Origin of the sequence: Providencia rettgeri (assembly GCF_023205015.1) — a bacterium.
Lineage (GTDB): Bacteria > Pseudomonadota > Gammaproteobacteria > Enterobacterales > Enterobacteriaceae > Providencia > Providencia rettgeri_E.
This window is the reverse complement of sequence record NZ_CP096258.1, coordinates 1,765,519-1,782,843: the sequence shown is the minus strand read 5'-3', so window position 1 is coordinate 1,782,843 and position 17,325 is coordinate 1,765,519. Positions and strand designations below refer to the sequence as shown.

The following is a 17,325-nucleotide window of genomic DNA, read 5'->3' as shown; positions in this document are numbered from 1 at the left end:
TCTACTGGCGGTATCGGAAAAGGCGCTTGTTTCTAAGCTGCTTGTATGGCAGTGAACACCAAGCGAGGCCATTACATCGGTGATTGTTATTTCTAAGCTGCCTGTATGGCAGTGAACTTTAAATTGCCCTCAATACTCTTGCCATATTTTTTCTAAGCTGCCTGTATGGCAGTGAACAGCCAGCTACATTGCCGAATGTCGGTGACTTATTTCTAAGCTGCCTGTATGGCAGTGAACGAAATGCGAAGCCGCAACCTATCGGATTCAGATTTCTAAGCTGCCTGTATGGCAGTGAACACTGACGGCAAAATTGCGTTACCGGCGCGTGGTTTCTAAGCTGCCTGTATGGCAGTGAACGAAAAAGACGTTAGCTTTGAGCCAAATATCACTTTCTAAGCTGCCTGTATGGCAGTGAACTAAACATTTGCCCCATGTATTCGGTGGCTTCGTTTCTAAGCTGCCTGTATGGCAGTGAACTTACATACATCCAGTGGCTGGGGCATTTGAATTTTCTAAGCTGCCTGTATGGCAGTGAACTGGTTACGAGTCCTGATTTTGTGCGTATTAAATTTCTAAGCTGCCTGTATGGCAGTGAACCATCCCCATTTCTGCTAGTGAGCTTTCAGCATTTTCTAAGCTGCCTGTATGGCAGTGAACTCATCACCCGTACAGACAACACCAATGGTTGATTTCTAAGCTGCCTGTATGGCAGTGAACTTGGCTTGCGTTTGCTCTTCTTCCGCTCTTGTTTTCTAAGCTGCCTGTATGGCAGTGAACACAACATGATTAACGCAATCATGGGTTGTGCTTTTCTAAGCTGCCTGTATGGCAGTGAACTCGACAAAGTGAATGATTATATTAATGCGCAATTTCTAAGCTGCCTGTATGGCAGTGAACTATAACTTTCGTAGATTAAAACAAATAAAAACAACGTGCTAGCTTTAAAAAATGAAAAATACCTTTATTTTCAGTACTGGTTGTAACTTATTGTTTAGTCAATGGATTTTTAAAGAGCAAAAATCAAAGGTCAAATTAGGGTAAAACAAACGCAAATTTATGCAATATGAAAAACACAAATAGTGAACTCAAACTTTGAAGTGGTGACTAAAAAAACCAAACAAAAAACCGCGCTTGAATGGCTCCAAAGCGCGGTGAGTAAAAAGAATATTAAATAATTAACGGCTGCCGAAAAGCGACATGCTATTTAAGTCTTTGAAAATACTTTGTGAAGCTTCAAACATCGCTTTTTCTTTATAATAATCTGTGGTGGTGCCAGTCCAATTTGTTTCTAACAACTCACTTTTACGGGCTGCGTTTTGAATCGAGCGCGTGTCAGCTAAAAAATTCAATTTATCAATTTCTTGTAATTGTAAACCTTGCTTAGCTTCAATATTGGAAATTTGATCTAATGCGGATTTAATGGCACGGTTCGCTTCACCCAACTCAGATTGCGCTTGGTCTAAATCTGCTTGTGGTGCGCCTTGCAGTGGTTTTTTCAGTGACTCAATACCCGTATTCAGTGATTTGAAAATATTCACAACACCTTTACTGTCCGTATCAAACACTTGCGCGCCAGTGAAATAAGTCGTCATCTCACGGTCACTCGCCACATTCTGCATAATCGCTTTGTCGCCACCGTGATAAAGCACTTCGCCGTTAGCATCGATTTCAAATGGTGGTTTATCTGATTTAAAACCCGCGAAAATATAGCGGCCATTGCCATCTGTCGAGTTACCCAACGCCACTAACTGCTCTTTCAAACCCGTGAGTTGTTCTGCCAAGGTATTACGGTCTTTATCGCTTAAACTACCTTGGTTTGATGCCTGAATAATGGTGGTATCGATTTGCGTGGTCACATCTGTCATTTGAGTCAAAATACTCATCTGCAGGGTCATTCCTGTTTTAGCAAATCCACGGCTCGCCACATACTGTTGATTACGGTTTTCTGACTGGTTAATCCGCACCGCTTGCGAAGACGCTTGCGGGTCATCAGAAGGCTTGCTTACACGTTTACCTGACGCTAATTGGCTTCCGGCGTCCATCCAACGCGCTTGCGCGCTATTCATGTCTTGCAAGCGTTGGTGGTAAATCATATTGGTACTTAAACGCATCGCTAAATCCTTATTCTATCGCTAATATTTAGAATGCACGCATCAATGCGTTAAATAAATCATCCACCGTTTTTAACACTTGCGCATTGGCATTGAAAAACTGTTGGATTTTCTGCATCTGAATACTTTCTTCATTCATATTTACGCCAGAGATAGCTTGCTCTTGTTCATAGAAGCTTTCTGTCATTTTGTTCTGTGTTTCAGAATCAATTTGCGCTTGTTTGGTTTTGCTGCCCACATCATTAACTAATGTTGCATAGAAATCAGAAAATGTGGAGCTACCATCAATGAGTTTTTCATCTTGCAATTTCACCAGTTGTTTAATGTTTTCATTATCACCAGGGCCGCTGTCTTTACTTCCCGCGGCTGCAAAATCGGATGCATTGCTCACCAAAGCCTGCATACCGTTGATCACACCACTCACTGGCTTCACCAGAAATGAGTCGCCTTTTGACATACCAGTGCTATTGCTGATTTTGATTTCTAAACCATCAAATTTCAGTGTGCCTGCCGTATTTGAATCAACCGGAACGTTAATGCCTTCGGGTAAACGTGTGACATTCCATTCAGTGCCATCAAAACGCATTTCGTAGTTATTGCCTGTCACTTTAGACACATCGCTATAACTGAGATCAAAATCCGCTTTGCCACTATTATGGGTGTTACTAACAACAGAACCTTTACCAATTTCAAAAAAGTCTTTACCGGTGTTGCCGTTGGCATCGTACCCCTTGCTGTGTACTTCATTGAATTTGGTCGCAAAAACCAATGCTAATTTATTGAGCTTTTGATAAGCCGGGTCCATGACTTCTTGACGAGAACGCAAAATACCACTGAGTTCCCCACCACGGAATGATTCATCAGGGATTTCACGCGCTTGCCCATTCGCGCCCACAAAACCTATACTAAAACGGCTATCATCTTTAGAAGACGGAACGGCTTCTAGGCGATTCGCTTTTTCACCCGTGACTAACGGTAAACCATTAGCAAACGTCACGTTATAGTTTCCGTTTTGTTCAATAACCTTGACACCAATCAATGAGTTAACTTCATTGACTAAACGGTCACGAACATCCAGTAAGTCATTTGGCTCGGAACCACTCACAGAACGGATCCGCGAAATTTGCTGGTTTAAACCGGCAATTTTCTCAGCATAGATATTGATATCTTTAACTTTGTTTTCTATCTGATGATTTGTATCCCGTTCCATTTCTTGCAGACGACGATCTGCTTCTTTAAACTGGCTCAATAATGCATTTGAGTTGCCTAAAAAAACATCAACCAACGTCTTATCACTGGCATCACTGCTGGCCGCATCTAACGCGGTGAAAAAGCTGCCAATGTTACTCGAGATATCTTCAATATCATTAGTAAGCAAATCATCAACTTTATTACAGTTCTTAACGTACGCCTCATAGTCGCCGCTACGCGCGCGGGATTGGCTGTACTGCGCATTGACAAATTCATCAAACTCACGGCGAACATGGCTGAAATAAGTGCCGTTACCAAAATAGCCATTAGGTGTCATCGTACCGGGATTCTCCCCGAAAACAGCACTTTGGCGATGATAGTAACCTACACCTGCGTTGGCTAAGTTGTTAGAAATCACACTTAACCCGCCTTGTGCAGCGTTCACACCACTGAGCGCATTATTCATTACATTGTTCAGCATAAGCTTTTCCTGTTCTGGATGCTCATCGCCCCCATTGGCTGACACAATAAAAGCGATAGCAACGCAAAGTATTTAGAGCATATTTGGTTATCGGAAATTCAGCGTATTTATTTAGCCCAAACTCGCAATAATTCCGTATTTTTAGAAAATATCGTTCAAATCGATGGTGTAAGCCTGAACCGCCCTTGACGTCGAGAGGCTACTTGTCGGTTGATGGCCGCGTATTTGATTAATCAAGGTGATAAGCTTGTCCGAGTAACCGGGGTCTGTGGCATATCCAGCTTGATGTAAACGACGCGCGGCAATCTCTGGTGTCGGTGCTTTTTTGACATCTTTATAACGCGGGTTTTCGGTCAATAGGTTGATGTAATCAGCAATCGCCTCTTCATAAGAGCCATAAACGCGAAAATCATCACGCATTTTGATGGTTTTGCCGTTAATCACTTCTGTTGTCATAATATTCGTGACAGGCCCTTGCCAGTTTTTTCCCGCTTTTATCCCAAATAGGTTATGGCTGGTTTTTCCATCTGATTTCAGAATTTCGCGCTGCCCCCATCCACTTTCTAATGCCGCTTGTGCCAATACCAGAAAATGTGAAATACCACTTTTTTGGCTTGCCGCTTTTGCGGGTTCAATTAAGCGGCTAATAAAATTACTGCTATTTAGCGATAACGCTTTGATTTTTTGGAATGGTGCCGATAACGCATCGCCCATTGGGGCAAAGTGGCGCATCATTTGTTCCATATTAAATGGCGGTAATGATTGCGCTGTTTTTTCATCTAACGGTAGCAGGCTATTGGGTATTGGCTCACTTGAAGTGTGCTGGTCTCGCGTAAGCTGCTGGTACATCATATCCCCAAAACCTAAGCCTTTTTGCGACAGATCTTGGGCGATTTGCTGGTCATACATACTGGTGAGCATGCGTGTTTGGTCGCTGGAAAATAAGCCATCTTGTGGGAGTGCGTCACGCATACTTTTTAGCATCAATTGAACGAATGTTGCCTCAAGTTGCTGCGTGACATGGCGCAGCCCTTGCTCCGAATTCTTATTCAGTTCACCTTTTAACTGCCCCAGCGACTGTAAATCAAATGCGGCACCTTGCAATAGCTGCATGTTACTCATTAGATGATCTCCAGTTTCGCGCGTAAACAGCCTGCACTTTCCATCGCTTGCAGTATCGACATCAGGTCGTTCGGTGTTGCACCGAGTGTATTCAGCGCTTGAATGACTTGGTTTAATTGCACACTGGCGTTGACTTTTTGCAATGCTCCGCCCCTATCTTGTACTCCGACACTGGTGTTTCTTGTCACCACGGTTTGCCCACCCGCAAATGGGGTGTCCGGCTGGCTCACTTGAGTTTGTCTCTCTACCGTGACGGCTAGACTACCGTGTGCAACAGCACAGCTATCTAGTGTGACACTGCGGTTAATCACCACAGAGCCGGTGCGTGAATTGAGGATCACTTTCGCTTCAGCCACTGGCGCACGTACATTCAGTTCCTGTACCCGGGCTAAAAAACGCACCTGATCACGGTTATTAGCTGGCACCAGTAGTTGTACCGTCCTTGAATCTAACGCAGACGCGGTTCCCATACCGCCCATACGGTTAATTGCATCCGCAATATCTTGTGCCAATGTGAAGCTATCTTCGTTTAATTGCAGGTTAATTGCCCCACTTTGCCCGAAACTGCTCGGTAATTCGCGTTCGATAGTGGCTCCACCAGTAATACGGCCACCATTGAGTTGATTGACTTTAATGCTGCTACCGCCGCCACTGGCACCTGCACCACCCACTAAAATGTTCCCCTGAGCCATCGCATAAATTTGCCCATCAACCCCTTTGAGCGGTGTCATCAACAACGTGCCACCACGTAAGCTTTTCGCGTTACCCATGGAGGAAACAACAATATCCACGGATTGACCTGTACGTGCGAACGGAGGCAATTTCGCAGTGACCATAACGGCAGCCACATTTTTCAATTGCATATTGGTACCCGGTGGCACGGTGATCCCCATTTGCGACAGCATGTTATTCAAACTTTGTGTCGTAAACGGCGTTTGCATGGTTTGGTCACCAGTCCCATCTAAACCCACAACTAAACCATAGCCAATCAAGGCGTTATCCCGCACGCCTTGAACGGTAGTTAAATCTTTAATACGCTCACTGTGCGCTGAAAAAGCGAAGCAAAAAAATAGTGATAGCAAAATTAATACGTTGTTTTTCATTGAATTATCTCGGCTGTTTTCTCGCTAATGTTTAATTAATAAGGGGAAACATTTAAGAAAAAGCGTTGTAGCCATCCCATGTTTTGCGATTCGTTAATATAGCCGTCACCCACATATTCAATACGTGCATCTGCGACTTGTGTCGAACTCACATGATTGTCTGAACCGATAGTGCGGGGGTTAACCACTCCTGAAAAACGAATCGACTCCGTGCCTTGGTTTATCGCAATACGTTTCTCACCAACCACATGTAAGTTACCGTTCGCCAATAATTGGTCTACAGTGACAGTGATCGTCCCTTTAAAGGTGTTATTGGCATTGGCACCGCCTTTGCCACTAAAATCACTGTTACCTTTAATATCTAATTCTGTGTTTTTACCGCCAATCCACCCTTGCATAAAACCTGGTAATATCGCGGCTAAGAAACCTGTTTTTCCACTACGATTCGCATTCGCAGAGGAGTTTTTGCTCGCACTCACGTTTTCTTGTAAGTTGATGGTTAAAATATCGCCAACATTACGAGGGCGCCTGTCTTCAAACAATGGTTGATAACCATAGTAAGCGGGTTGAGCGCTTTGAAATATCGAGCCATTCGGTGCAGGGGCTGTTGGTGCTGTTGGGATTGCCGTGGTTTGGGTGTCCACTAATGGACGCGATTTGATTTGTGCACAACCGCTGGTAACTAAGACCAAAATGGCAAGTAACCCTGCCTGTTTAGGCGTTATGAAACGCGTTAACAACGCTGCTTTTTGCTGTTGAGAAATCGTGCCGCTTTCAATCATCATGTTACTCTTTTGCTGCTGTGTACGTTTTATCATCACGAAGAGATCCCTCTCACAGATAACTCATCACTATCGCAATGAGTTATTTTTACCAATTACAATTGCGTTAAGCGCTGCAACATTTGGTCAGAAGCGGATACCGCCTTACTGTTGATTTCATAAGCACGTTGAGTTTGGATCATGTTGACCAACTCTTCGGCCACATTGACGTTAGAGGTTTCTAACATATGTTGATAAAGTAAACCGGCGCCATTGGTACCCGGTGCACTTTCATTTGGTGCACCCGAACTGGCGGTTTCCATATACAGGTTTTCACCCATACTTTCTAAACCAGCATCATTAATGAAGGTGGTTAATGTAATTTGGCCAACTTGCTGCGGTTGAGTATCTCCATACACAGTGACAGATACCGTGCCGTCACGCGCAATCGTCAAACTGTTAGCGTTATCGGGGATCATAATCGCTGGGACAATTTGGTAACCACTGGATGTCACTAATTGGCCATCTTGATTACGTTGTAATGCCCCATCTCGCGTATAGGCATCCGTACCATCCGGCATTTGCACATGGATAAAACCTTGGCCTTTAATCGCGATATCTGTCGTTGTTCCGGTTTTATTTAATGCGCCTTGTGCATGAATACGCATTGTGGCAACCGGGCGTGACCCCGTTCCCATTTGCAAACCCGATGGTAACGAAGTTTGTTCTGAACTCATGGCTCCCGGTTGGCGAATGTTTTGGTACATTAAATCTTCAAAAACAGCGCGTTGGCGCTTGAAACCATTGGTACTAACGTTGGCTAAGTTATTCGAAATAACATCAAGGTTAGTTTGTTGAGCATCAAGCCCTGTTTTAGCAATCCATAATGAGCGGATCATAATAATTCCTTACTGTATTTAGCTAACAGCGAGCAGTTGGTTCGCCCGTTGTGCATTTTCATCAGCACTTCGGACAACTTTCATTTGCATTTCAAAGTGCCTTGCATTGGCAATCATGGAAACCATCGCTTCTGCGGCGTTGACATTACTGCCTTCAATCACCCCCGCAGTGACAATTCCTCGTTCACTTTGCGGCAAAACATTGCCATTTGCCGCTTGCCCTTGTGGTGATAAATGAAACAAACCGTCCTCACCTCGGATCAAGTCTTGAGGCTGTGCCTCAACCACTTTCAAACGCCCGATTTGCCCTAACATCGTTGGTGGGTCAGTGGCTAACAGCGCAGTAACTGTCCCGTCTGCACCAATGGTTAATTCTGCATTTGGCGGAACGTTAATTGGCCCGCCATCACCTTGTAAGCGACGCTCGCCAATGACAAGTTCACCTTCACTAGACACTTGAATATTACCGTTACGGGTATAAGCTTCTGTGCCATCGGCTAACTCAACAGCCAAAAAATGCTTATCATTTAACGAAACATCGGTTTGCTTACCCGTATAATTGAGTGGCCCTTGGCTCATATCCGCACCGGGAGTAGAGGCGACCACCAGCGTTCTGGTTTGCTCGCTGTCACCATTCACGGGGACTGCACGCATTGCGGACAATTGTGCTTTAAAGCCCGCAGTTGACACATTGGCAATGTTATTTGAAACAATCGCTTGGTTTTCCAGCGCATGACGCGCTCCTCCCATCGCGGTATAAATGACGTGATCCATGGCCACCCTCTTGTTTTATCGTAAGTTAACCAGCGTCTGTAACATCTGATCTTGTGTCTTGATGGTTTGCGCGTTTGATTGGTAATTACGCTGCATCACAATCATGCTAATTAACTCTTGGCTCATATCCACGTTAGAAGACTCCAACGCACCGCTGGTTAATTTACCGAACTGGCCGACACCCGGAACGCCGTCCATCGGGTTACCTGACGCATTGGAAGAAGCCCAAACGTTGCCACCTTGGGATACCAGACCATTTGGGTTTGCGAAAGCGGATAATGCCACTTGGCCAACCACGCGTTTTTGTTGGTTAGAATAGTTAGCGGTAATTAAACCGTTATCTTCAATTTTAAAGGTGGTGTATTCACCGGCTGGATAGCCATTCACATCAATGGCACTAACGGAAGATTCACTGACTTTTTGTTGGCGAGTTTTGTTTAGGTCAACGCGAAGAACACCATCATTTGCGCCATTTAGCCCTTTATAATTAAAATCAAAAGTGGCATCTGTCGGTGCTGACAAACGCCCGTTACCATCAAAAATTAATTTATTATGAACAACAACGGTATCGTCTACATCCTCAGTATTGATTAATTGCGTTGCAACTTTGTCATTCGCATCTTTGGCATACACTTTCCATTCATTATCCGCACTTTTTACAAAGTACACGGAGATTTCATGCGTGTTACCTTGGCTATCATACGCCGTCATAGTCGTGCTGAAATTGTAAGTTGCTGAATCATCGGGATTGTTTACATCGAAAGGTTTATCTTTGATTTTATCTTCTGAGTTCAGGTTAATGGTTAATTTCGCTAATTCCGACGCTTTTGCATCCATCATATCCGTTGGAATATTCAAACCAGCAGGAACACCACCACTTTGAATGGTAACATTGCCTTTTTCATCAACACTCGCGGGGTAACCTGTGACTACCATCCCTTGGTTATTGACTAAATTACCGCTTTTATCGCGTAAGAATTGGCCATCACGACTGTAGTAAGTATCACCGTTTTGGTCTTGTACGCGGAAAAAACCATTACCTGAGATGGCAACGTCTGTCGCTCTATCCGTGCGCGTGATTGGGCCATCTTTAAAATTTTGGGTCACTGCGGCCACGTTGACACCTAAGCCAACACCTGAACCTGCAAACATATCGGCAAATGAGGTCGTCGCGCCTTTAAAACCATTTGTTGCGGAGTTGGCAATATTATTACCAATTGAATCAAGCCCCGCTGAGGCTGCATTTAAGCCACTGACTGCTTGTGAAAAAGACATATTTTCTCCATGAGTATTGGGGGTAAATTAAGAAGATGGATAAACCTTGAAAATGCTGCTCAGCGGGACACTTTGCCCAATGCCAACATCAAGTAATGGTGCGTCAGAGCCTGGGGTCACACCGTTAACACGGGTATACCCCAGTTTGGTCACTTCGATTTCAGCCCCCGAACTGACGGCTTTCACATCAAAGTAATATTTTCCTGTTGTATCCGTGACCAAGTTGCCGTTGTTATCACGACCATCCCATGCCATATCATAGATATCGGGTTTAACTTCCGTATCATAGGTAATGGTTCGCACAACCATTCGGTTTTTATCGCGAATAGTAATTTCAACGTTGTCCGCCAATTTCGGTAAAAAGAAACCAAACGGCGAGGAAATATATTCAGATTGCGGCGCTTCAGCGCCCTCTTCACCTTCAATCGCATCTTTGTTGCTAAGCCCAAACGTTGAAGGACTATTTGGGCTGATGCCTTCGTCTGGAAGCGGGTTTGATGGCTTAGTGACCGAGCTGTCTTCGCCGGTACTCTCTTTCTTGAGAGGCGCTAAAATGATTTCATTGCGCGGAATAAGCACTCCTTTTCCGACAAGCTGAGTGGCTTGTAATGACTGACCTGAACCAATTTGTTGAGAAATTCCACTCACGCTATCGCTGAGTTTATTCATGCTTTCAAGCGTGGCAATTTGTGCCAATTGACTGGTTAAATCCGTGTTTTCCATTGGTTTTGTTGGGTCTTGGTTTTGCATCTGCGTGACAATCATTTTTAAAAAAGTGTCGCGCATATCGTCACTTTGACTTTTCTTTGGCACATTGCTCGCAGCCGGCTCAGGACCGGCTGTCGTATTATCCAAAGAGTCGTACATTGTGGCTGCAATTCCCATGAAAACGCTCCCTTACTGGCCTATTGTGAGTGTCTTTTGCAGCAAGGTTTTTGCTGTATTCATCACTTCTAAGTTAGCTTGATAGCTACGGGAGGCTGAAATGGTATTGATCATTTCACCAACCATGTCGACATTTGGCATTTGCACATAGCCTTTTTCATTCGCTGACGGGTGACCCGGCTTATATTCCATTCGGGGTGGCGTTGGGTCTTCGATCAGTTCACTCACACGCACGCCCCCCACTTCGTGGCGCCCTTGCGGTGCCATTTGAAAAACAACTTGTTTTGCACGATATGGCTGGCCATCTGGCCCTGCAATACTTTCTGCGTTTGCCATATTGCTCGCACTGACATTCAAGCGTTGAGATTGCGCGGTCAATGCCGATGCAGAGATATCAAAAATACTCAGTAAAGCCATGAAGGTTACCCTTGCTGTAAGACAGCCAGCATACTTTTGACGCGGCTATTGATGAATGTAAGGTCGGCCTGATATTTCAGGGTGTTATCTGCGAATTGGCTGCGTTCAATATCCATATCTACCGTATTACCATCCATTGAGGTTTGGTAAGGCACGCGATATTTCAGGTCAATATTGGGCGTTTTGATCCCCCGCCCTTCAATATGCCCTTTTGAAGTCACCGCGAGCGTCACACCTTTTCCCCCTACCACACCTTTATCCATGGCCTGTTGAAGTTGACGATTAAAGTCAATATCACGTGCTTGGTAGCCGGGAGTGTCGGCATTAGCAATGTTTGAAGCTAATACGGTCTGCCTTGCTTCGCGTATTGACAAAGCCTGTTGCTGGAAAGCAAACGTGGCATTTAATTTATCAATCATAGTGGGCCTCACTGGAAATAACGCGATCCTTGGATTTGGGCGTTCGCGAGTAAAAATTAAAATTCGACCCGCATATCTTAGCGGCCTACTAAAAAATCTAATGGCGAGATAAAGGCAAAATAATTGACCTATTTGGCTCATTCATTATTACGGAGCTGCGTAAACTGCAATCGTGAAAAAGTTTGTTTGTTGGGGGGAATACAACGGGATGTATTATGCTAAAAAAATGCCATTATATATGGCAATCAGTTTGTTAGGGCTTACTCCAGCGCTTTCTCAAGCGTCGTTACCCCAAGATATTAACCATTATTTTCACCAAATTCATGGCAAGAAAACGCACATTTCAATAGAAATTAAAACCCCAATTGAGCGTTGGCCGACTTGTGAGCACCCTCAAATCAACCCACCGATTGGTGGACGCAATATGGGAAATGTTTCCCTCCCCGTACAATGTGGCAAGAAAAAACAGTTTATTCAGCTAACGGTGAATGTGACAGGCCAGTATTACGTGGCCACACGTAATATAACTAGAGGGGAATCCATACAGTTTGTTGATATCGGAACCAAAAAGGGCTTATTACATAAGCTACCTGCAGGTGCGAGCACCGATAAAATCGCACTTCGCGGAGCGATTGCCTTGCGTAATATTCCTGCCGGACAAACATTCACAAAATCAATGACGCGGCAGCCATGGGCAATAAAAGCGGGACAAACGGTATTTGTGTTCGCCAATGGTGATAATTTTTCAGTGAAATATGAGGGTCGTGCGATCAATAATGCCACGGCTGGCCAAAATACCCGAGTGCGCTTATTAAATGGGCAAGTGGTGAATGGGGAAGCGCTCGAAAATGGCAGTGTTCAAGTGGCATTAAAATAAAGATTGGCCGATGAACATACATAAGTCTATGATTCGGCGAGCTGAACACAGTCAACAACGCTGCAGATTGAAGTATAACGAGTATATACTCTAAATAATTCGAGTTGCAGCTAGGCGACAAGTGAAGAGAGACCGATGAGCATACATGAGTATGTGATTCGGCGAGCTGAATACAGTCAACAACGCCGCAAATTGAAGTATAACGAGTATATACTCTAAATAATTCGAGTTGCAGCTAGGCGACAAGTGAAGAGAGACCGATGAGCATACATGAGTATGTGATTCGGCGAGCTGAACGCAGTCAACAACGCTGCAAATTGAAGTATGACGAGTATAGCTGGTGAATGATGCAATATTTTGTAACACTATAGACACTAAAGATTCATCAATATAAGCCGATAACTCACATATGAAAAAAATCGGGAATAGGAAAACACATTATGGCTATTGAGCAAACATCTGCAATTTCTGCGCTGACTCAGGTGACAAACCGCGACCCACAAGACACAGTAGCTCCGGTACGGGACAAAAAAGTGTCCACCAATGAAGTCGTTAAAGAAAGTTCTTTTGCTCCTAGTGAGCTACAGAAAAAATTATTGCAACCACAGGCAAGTGATATTAATAGTGCTAAAGTTGAACAAATTAAACAAGCAATCAAAGATGGCACCCTAACAATGGATGCTGAAAAAATTGCTGATGGCATTTTGCGCGATGCTCATGAATGCATGTTATCAATGAAATAAATAACCACTATGACTGACGAATTACTGATATTACTTGAGCAACAACTCGCCCATTTGCAATCATTACAAATAGTGATGAAAAATGAAGAGCTATTACTAGGTTATCACCGTGTGCCGCCTTCGCCTTTTCAAGAAACCACTGAACAAAAGCGGTTTTTAGTTGCTGCGATCGGCCATGGTGAAACAAACCGCCTAGCGTTAGAAGCACAATCTGAGATCAGTGCACCTTATGAAGGCAATGATGCACTAACGGGTGTATGGGAAGCCATTAAAAGCTTAACAACTGAGCTAAAAGAGCTGAATTATCGTAATCACCAAATGCTACAGTTGCATATTGAGCTCAACGCTCAGCGCCTCAATTTTGTGAAAAAACATAATAACCAATCCACTTATGGTGCGGATGGTTTAGAGTCAAAAAGCCCTGCATTAGGTAAGAAAATTTCGATTTAAGGTGGATATTGCCTTTGTAAACTTAAAAACCGCCCTTTTATTTACTAGATAATAAACACCTTTTCATCAATCAATGTGAGTAGCCTTAATGCTGCACCATTTGGTTTAATCTCCCCTCTTTCCCATTTGGAAACACTTTCCTTAGTCATATTTAATATCAAAGCGAGAGAAGACTGAGAAATATTATTTTGCTCACGAATACGTTTAATATCCGCTCCTATCATAGGCTTAGGATTAGTGAATTTTTTCTTGAGCTCTTGTGCTTTTATCCGCGCTTCGATACGGCGAGCCGCAGTATCATCAGCAGCACCAATTGCTTCCATTTCTTGAGCAAATTTCAGTAACTCATTTATTTTATTACTCATAATGAATCCCCACCAACAGGTTAGCATCAGTCCACCATAATTTTTACTATGGTAAAAATTACCATAGTAAAGGGAAAAGAATATCCTAATTAAGCAAAGTCTTGGAATAAAAAAAGAGAAAAGTTGTCACTTAATAGCGAGAACTTTCCTCTTCTAAAAATTATATTTAGTCACTCACGATAAGTATAAAAATTAGCTTCCGCTTATCATCGAAGTCATTCTTATCTTACGATGGTCCGTCATTTCTAAATTCGACATGACCACCAGCTGCGGCAGGCTGCGACGCAAGAAACGCGATAAAATCAAACGCAAACCATGGTTGACTAATAATACCGTTGGTGCCCCCATCGCCTCCTGGTGTGCCACGGCTTGCTCCGCTTGAGTTTGAATAAACTGTGCCAAATTCGGCTCTAACCCACCGCCGTTCTTCGCGGCTTGCAATAAGATCTGCTCAAGGCTAGCCTCTAAACCAATTACTTGAATTTCTTCTGCATGACCAAACCACTGCTGTGTGATTGCTCGGCCCAATGCAATGCGCACTTGGGATGTTAAATAATCGGTATCTTTGTTTTCGCCGTTTTCCCCGGCCATTTCTGCCAAGGTTTCAATGATGGTGCGCATATCGCGGATCACCACATCTTCCATTAATAGATTTTGCAGTACACGGTGCAAAATCGTTAACGAAATCGTATCTGGGATCAGGTCATCTGCCAGTTTTGGCATCTCTTTTTTCACACGGTCATACAGCATTTGTGCTTCTTGGCGGCCAAATAAGGTGCTGGAGTTTTGCAGTAAAATTTGATTAAAGTGAGTGGCCACCGCAGTACTCGCTGATACCACCGTATACCCTTGGATTTGTGCTTGTTCACGTAAATCATCATCAATCCAAATAGCGGGTAAACCAAACGCGGGCTCTTTAGTGATATCCCCCTGTAGCGTCCCCGCGGCATTGCCAGGGTCAATAGCCAGACTGCGCCCTGGTTGTGCTTCACCACGTCCAACTTCCGCACCCTTAATCAGAATTCGGTATTCACATGGGGAAAGTGCTAAGTTATCGCAGATATGCACCACCGGTGGCAAGTACCCCACTTCTTGAGCAAATTTCTTACGTAAACCACGTAGTCGCCCTAATAATTCACCTTGCTGGTCATTATCCACTAATGGGATCAATCGATACCCCACTTCCATCGCCAGTAAGTCTTCTAATTGCACGTCATCCCACGTGGCTTCAACCACTTTATTGGCTTCTTGGAAATGCTGCGATTGGCTATTATCCCCAGCGCTGCTTTCCGGTTGCTGCGATTTACGCACTAAATACCAACCAAGGGCAGCCAATGCCGCGGTAAACAGTAAAAAGACAAAGTTAGGCATCCCCGGGATCAAACCGATTAAACCAAGAACGCCCGCACTCAACCACATCACGCGAGGGTTATTGAATAGCTGGGTGACCATCTGCTCACCCACATCTTCATCCGTTGCCACTCGCGTAACAATAACACCCGCCGCCGTTGAGATAATCAAAGCAGGTATTTGCGCCACAAGCCCATCACCAATAGTCAGCAAGGTGTACGTGCTTGTCGCATCCCCCAAAGACATATTGTGTTGAGCAACACCAACAATCAGCCCACCCACTACGTTGATCACCATAATCATGATCCCCGCAATAGCATCCCCGCGGACAAACTTACTCGCACCGTCCATTGAGCCATAAAAATCCGCTTCTTGAGTCACTTCCGCACGGCGTTTTTTCGCCTCATCATCCGTAATAATACCTGCGTTCAAGTCGGCATCGATGGCCATCTGTTTACCCGGCATACCATCTAACACAAAGCGAGCGCCCACTTCAGCAATACGTCCCGCCCCTTTTGTGATAACCATAAAGTTAATCAATATTAAGATGATAAATACCACGATACCAATGGCAAAATTTCCCCCGACCAAAAAATGGCCGAACGCTTCAACCACGCGCCCTGCAGCATCTGGGCCTGTATGGCCTTCCATTAGGATGATCCGGGTAGAGGCGATATTCAAAGAGAGTCGCAATAAAGTTGCAAACAGTAATATGGTTGGAAAAGCGGCAAAATCCAATGTACGCTTGGTAAACATCGCCACTAATAACACCATAATGGAAAGTGCAATATTAAAGGTAAACAGTAAATCCAATAAAAATGCCGGTAATGGCAATACCATCATCGACAAAATCAATAAAATAAGAACCGGCCCGGCCAGTATTTGCCACTGCGTTCCCTGTAAGTTTTTCGGCAATTTTAATAAGGTAGCCAAATTAGCCATCGCGATTGTTATCTCCAGCAAAGTCCAGCGTCGGTGGCACTGGTAAATTTTTCGGTTTTTTTGGTCTGAGCCCACCTTCACGACGCCAACGACGCAGTTGGTAAACCCATGCTAAAACTTCTGCAACCGCTGCATACAATGCAACAGGAATGCTTTGCCCTATCTCCGCGTGGCGATATAACGCACGAGCAAGCGGTGGGGCTTCTAGCTGTAATATTCGGTGCTCTTCACCAATTTCTTTGATGCGCTGTGCTAATACACCTGCACCTTTCGCTAAGACTTTTGGCGCCCCCATTTTTTTGTCATCATATTTAAGGGCTACTGCATAGTGCGTTGGGTTAGTGACGATGACATCCGCACTTGGGACATCCGCCATCATTCGGTTACGCGCAATCGCACGCTGTTGTTGGCGAATTTTGGCCTTAATCTGCGGATCCCCCTCTTGCTGCTTGAATTCATCTTTGATTTCTTGGCGACTCATGCGCAATTTTTTCAAATGGGAGCGAAACTGATAGAAAACATCAAAAGCCACCATAGGGATAAGCAAAAACACAATTAAATATCCAGCAAAAATCACTTTCTGCAACGCATTACTCAGCGCGGTAATAGGTGATTCCATCACTAAATGCAGTAATGAGGGCCAACTTTGCCAAAGAAAAATAAATGCCCCTAACCCCACAAACAACGATTTTAAAATCGCTTTAAACAACTCAGATAACGCATTCATCGAAAAAATACGTTTTAGCCCTTTGATTGGATTTAATTTTTTCAAATCAAATTTAATCAACTTGCTATTAAAAACGAGTCCTCCCACTAACGATGACGCAGAAATACCCACTAACGCTAATCCGCCAATAACGGGTAATAAAGCAAATAACGCCTCACTCACAACGCGCCCTAAGTAACTGAGCATCAAACCTGTATTTTGTAAGTAATGGCCATCAAATATAAAACCTTGTCGTGCGATTTGACGTAACTGAGCCGCCAGATGCCCACCACTGAGCCATAGCAAGCTCACGCCTGCTAACATCATCATTAGCGAGCTCAATTCTTTTGAACGAACGATTTGCCCATCATCTTTGGCTTTTTGCTTTTTATGGGGGGTGGGCTCTTCGGTTTTTTCTACATCACTCTCGTCGGACACCGCGGTTCCAAAATTT

At 44.2% G+C, this 17,325-nt stretch carries 17 protein-coding genes and 1 CRISPR repeat array (1 of these 18 only partly in view); of the genes, 3 read left to right on the top strand and 14 right to left on the bottom strand.

What is annotated here, in order from left to right; genetic code table 11:
• A CRISPR array of direct repeats spans nt 1–897; the repeat unit is 28 nt; unit sequence TTTCTAAGCTGCCTGTATGGCAGTGAAC; it reaches 211 nt to the left of the window's first position.
• 278 nt (nt 898–1,175) lie between these two features.
• The 11 genes from flgL to flgB all read right to left on the bottom strand — a co-directional run bounded on the left by flgL (nt 1,176) and on the right by flgB (nt 11,438).
• A complete protein-coding gene (gene flgL / locus M0M83_RS08115) occupies nt 1,176–2,111 on the bottom strand; it encodes a flagellar hook-associated protein FlgL (protein ID WP_125890814.1) in 936 nt (311 codons plus the stop codon).
• Between the two features lie 28 nt (nt 2,112–2,139).
• Nucleotides 2,140–3,783 (bottom strand): flagellar hook-associated protein FlgK, encoded by a 1,644-nt coding sequence (flgK, locus tag M0M83_RS08110; RefSeq protein ID WP_248468176.1) that lies wholly within the window; start codon nt 3,781–3,783, stop codon nt 2,140–2,142.
• A 141-nt stretch (nt 3,784–3,924) separates the two neighbouring features.
• A complete protein-coding gene (gene flgJ, locus M0M83_RS08105; RefSeq protein ID WP_248468174.1) occupies nt 3,925–4,905 on the bottom strand; it encodes a flagellar assembly peptidoglycan hydrolase FlgJ in 981 nt (326 codons plus the stop codon).
• Nucleotides 4,905–6,008, bottom strand: a complete 1,104-nt coding sequence (locus M0M83_RS08100) for a flagellar basal body P-ring protein FlgI (protein ID WP_102139600.1) — start codon at nt 6,006–6,008, stop codon at nt 4,905–4,907. Before M0M83_RS08100 ends, flgJ begins: the two co-directional genes overlap by 1 nt.
• A 35-nt stretch (nt 6,009–6,043) precedes the next feature.
• On the bottom strand, nt 6,044–6,826 hold the full coding sequence (locus M0M83_RS08095) for a flagellar basal body L-ring protein FlgH (protein ID WP_375373117.1): 783 nt from the start codon (nt 6,824–6,826) through the stop codon (nt 6,044–6,046).
• A 59-nt stretch (nt 6,827–6,885) separates the two neighbouring features.
• Nucleotides 6,886–7,668: a flagellar basal-body rod protein FlgG gene (flgG, locus tag M0M83_RS08090; protein WP_166266893.1), complete on the bottom strand. Its 783-nt coding sequence runs from the start codon at nt 7,666–7,668 to the stop codon at nt 6,886–6,888.
• An 18-nt stretch (nt 7,669–7,686) separates the two neighbouring features.
• Nucleotides 7,687–8,442 carry a flagellar basal body rod protein FlgF gene (locus M0M83_RS08085; RefSeq protein ID WP_248468171.1) on the bottom strand — a complete coding sequence of 252 codons (756 nt, stop codon included), beginning with the start codon at nt 8,440–8,442 and terminating at the stop codon, nt 7,687–7,689.
• A 15-nt stretch (nt 8,443–8,457) separates the two neighbouring features.
• The gene (gene flgE / locus M0M83_RS08080) at nt 8,458–9,717 is read right to left on the bottom strand and encodes a flagellar hook protein FlgE (RefSeq protein ID WP_102139597.1); all 1,260 of its coding nucleotides are present in this window, start codon (nt 9,715–9,717) and stop codon (nt 8,458–8,460) included.
• 27 nt (nt 9,718–9,744) lie between these two features.
• Nucleotides 9,745–10,602: a flagellar hook assembly protein FlgD gene (locus M0M83_RS08075; RefSeq protein ID WP_248468170.1), complete on the bottom strand. Its 858-nt coding sequence runs from the start codon at nt 10,600–10,602 to the stop codon at nt 9,745–9,747.
• 12 nt (nt 10,603–10,614) lie between these two features.
• The gene (flgC, locus tag M0M83_RS08070) at nt 10,615–11,019 is read right to left on the bottom strand and encodes a flagellar basal body rod protein FlgC (protein ID WP_004909868.1); all 405 of its coding nucleotides are present in this window, start codon (nt 11,017–11,019) and stop codon (nt 10,615–10,617) included.
• A gap of 5 nt (nt 11,020–11,024) precedes the next feature.
• A complete protein-coding gene (gene flgB, locus M0M83_RS08065) occupies nt 11,025–11,438 on the bottom strand; it encodes a flagellar basal body rod protein FlgB (RefSeq protein ID WP_125890807.1) in 414 nt (137 codons plus the stop codon).
• A 238-nt stretch (nt 11,439–11,676) separates the two neighbouring features.
• On the opposite strand from flgB, the gene flgA reads away from it, so the two are divergent.
• The 3 genes from flgA to M0M83_RS08050 all read left to right on the top strand — a co-directional run bounded on the left by flgA (nt 11,677) and on the right by M0M83_RS08050 (nt 13,508).
• Nucleotides 11,677–12,315, top strand: a complete 639-nt coding sequence (gene flgA, locus M0M83_RS08060; protein ID WP_213914125.1) for a flagellar basal body P-ring formation chaperone FlgA — start codon at nt 11,677–11,679, stop codon at nt 12,313–12,315.
• Between the two features lie 440 nt (nt 12,316–12,755).
• On the top strand, nt 12,756–13,058 hold the full coding sequence (flgM, locus tag M0M83_RS08055) for a flagellar biosynthesis anti-sigma factor FlgM (protein WP_248468168.1): 303 nt from the start codon (nt 12,756–12,758) through the stop codon (nt 13,056–13,058).
• Between the two features lie 9 nt (nt 13,059–13,067).
• A complete protein-coding gene (locus M0M83_RS08050; RefSeq protein WP_248468166.1) occupies nt 13,068–13,508 on the top strand; it encodes a flagella synthesis protein FlgN in 441 nt (146 codons plus the stop codon).
• Between the two features lie 44 nt (nt 13,509–13,552).
• On the opposite strand, the gene M0M83_RS08045 is transcribed toward M0M83_RS08050, so the two are convergent.
• The 3 genes from M0M83_RS08045 to flhB all read right to left on the bottom strand — a co-directional run bounded on the left by M0M83_RS08045 (nt 13,553) and on the right by flhB (nt 17,309).
• The gene (locus M0M83_RS08045; protein WP_248468164.1) at nt 13,553–13,873 is read right to left on the bottom strand and encodes a helix-turn-helix domain-containing protein; all 321 of its coding nucleotides are present in this window, start codon (nt 13,871–13,873) and stop codon (nt 13,553–13,555) included.
• Between the two features lie 192 nt (nt 13,874–14,065).
• On the bottom strand, nt 14,066–16,165 hold the full coding sequence (gene flhA, locus M0M83_RS08040) for a flagellar biosynthesis protein FlhA (protein WP_213914081.1): 2,100 nt from the start codon (nt 16,163–16,165) through the stop codon (nt 14,066–14,068).
• Nucleotides 16,158–17,309 (bottom strand): flagellar biosynthesis protein FlhB, encoded by a 1,152-nt coding sequence (gene flhB / locus M0M83_RS08035; RefSeq protein WP_248468162.1) that lies wholly within the window; start codon nt 17,307–17,309, stop codon nt 16,158–16,160. Before flhB ends, flhA begins: the two co-directional genes overlap by 8 nt.
• Between the last annotated feature and the right edge of the window lie 16 nt (nt 17,310–17,325).